Annotated in this window: 1 protein-coding gene; it reads left to right on the forward strand. The window is 55.5% G+C overall.

The annotated features are described in order from the left end of the window. Window positions 1–133 precede the first annotated feature (133 nt). A complete protein-coding gene (locus ACPLUI_RS15145) occupies window positions 134–1,813 on the forward strand; it encodes an FAD-dependent oxidoreductase (RefSeq protein WP_424661070.1) in 1,680 nt (559 codons plus the stop codon). Window positions 1,814–1,845 lie beyond the last annotated feature (32 nt).

The following is a 1,845-nucleotide window of genomic DNA, read 5'->3' on the forward strand; positions in this document are numbered from 1 at the left end:
TTGTTGGTAAAATCGGTGGGGTTAGAAAATTTCCTACAGTGTGTTGACTTTATCGGTGTCAACAATACCCCTTGACTTCCGGCTGGAGGCAGGTTTACAATAGGCCAGAGATTTCAAGGGAGGCGGTAACACCATGGACAGAATTGTCATTATTGGTGGTGTGGCGGCCGGCCCCAAGGTGGCGGCCCGTGCCCGGCGGCTTATGCCGGATGCCGAAATCACCATCATTGAACGGGGCAGCCTTATTTCTTATGCCGGATGTGGCATGCCCTTTTATGTCGGCGGTCAAATTAAGGATTTCAACCAGTTGTTCAGTACAGCTTACGGAGTGATCAGGGACAAGCACTATTTTATGAACGAAAAAGGGGTTAAAGTTCTGACCCGTACCGAGGCCAGAGCCATTGACCGCCAGAAGAAAGAAGTAACGGTAACCAGCCTGGATACCGGGGAGACCTGGACTATCCCTTATGACAAGCTGGTGTTAGCTACGGGGTCCAACCCGGTGGTTCCTCCCATACCCGGCCTGGACTTAAAAGGCGTTCACCGGCTCAATCACCCTGATGACGCCCTCCAGATTGTTGAACGGCTGGATGAGGTCAGTGAAGCGGTAATCGTGGGAGCGGGCCTGATCGGTATGGAGGCCATGGAGGCTCTGCTCAGGCGGAAGATCTTTGTCTCGGTGGTGGAACTCAGGGAGCAGATTTTGCCCGGAGTGCTGGATCCCGATCTGGCGGCCTTGCTGGCATTCCGCCTGGAAGAGGAAGGCGTGGAATTCCACCTGGGTAAAAAGGTTTTAAGGCTCGAGGGAGATGAAGAGGGCCGGGTTTGCCGGGTGGTGACTGATGGAGGTACCCTGGATGCCGGCCTGGTTATTGTGGCTGTGGGAGTAAGACCCAATGTAGAGCTGGCCCGGGCTGCCGGTCTCCTGATCGGTGAGACGGGAGCTATTGCGGTCAACGAATACCTCCAGACCAGCGACCCGGATATCTACGCTGTCGGGGACTGCGTGGAAAACCTGCACCTTGTTTCCGGACGCAAGGTGTACATTCCCCTGGCTTCCACTGCCAACCGCCAGGGCCGGGTGGTTGGAGACAACGTCGCCGGCCGGAAGAGCAGGTTCAAGGGAGTGCTGGGTACGGCGGTCCTTAAAGTAATGGGCTGGAACGTGGGCCGCACGGGACTGGGTGAGCAGCAGGCCCGGGAACTGGGTTACGATGTAATTACTGCGCTCAACGCTACCCACGACCGCACCCATTATTACCCCGGTCACGACAACCTGCTTATTAAACTGGTAGTGGATAAAAAGACCCGCAAATTACTGGGTGCCCAGGCAATTGGTGGCGGTGACGCGATTAAACGCATTGACGTGGTAGCTACGGCTTTGAATTTCGGGTCTACGGTGGATGACCTGTTCGATGTGGATCTGGGTTATGCCCCACCCTTCAATACGCCCATCGATCCGGTTCAGCACGGGGCCAACATTGTCCGCAATAAGCTGGATGGCCTGGCCCGAACTATTACCGCCCGGGAGCTCAAGGAAAAGCTGGACCGGGGAGATGATTTTATCCTGCTGGATGTGCGTACACCCGAACAGTTCAACTACCGGCACATCGAAGACGAACGGGTGATGCTGGTAACCCTGGGTGATCTGCGCCGCCGCATTGATGAAATTCCCCGGGACAAGGAAATTGTTACCCTTTGCGCCCTGGGCGTGCGGGCCTATGAAGCGATGCGTATTTTAAGCGGAGCCGGCTTTGAAGACGTTAAGTTCGTGGAAGGAGGCCTGCAGGGCTGGCCCTACGAGCTGGAATAGCGTCAAGCAGTCATTTTCAAGTGTCAAATATA

This window comes from Desulfofundulus sp. (assembly GCF_049701015.1).
Lineage (GTDB): Bacteria > Bacillota > Desulfotomaculia > Desulfotomaculales > Desulfovirgulaceae > Desulfofundulus.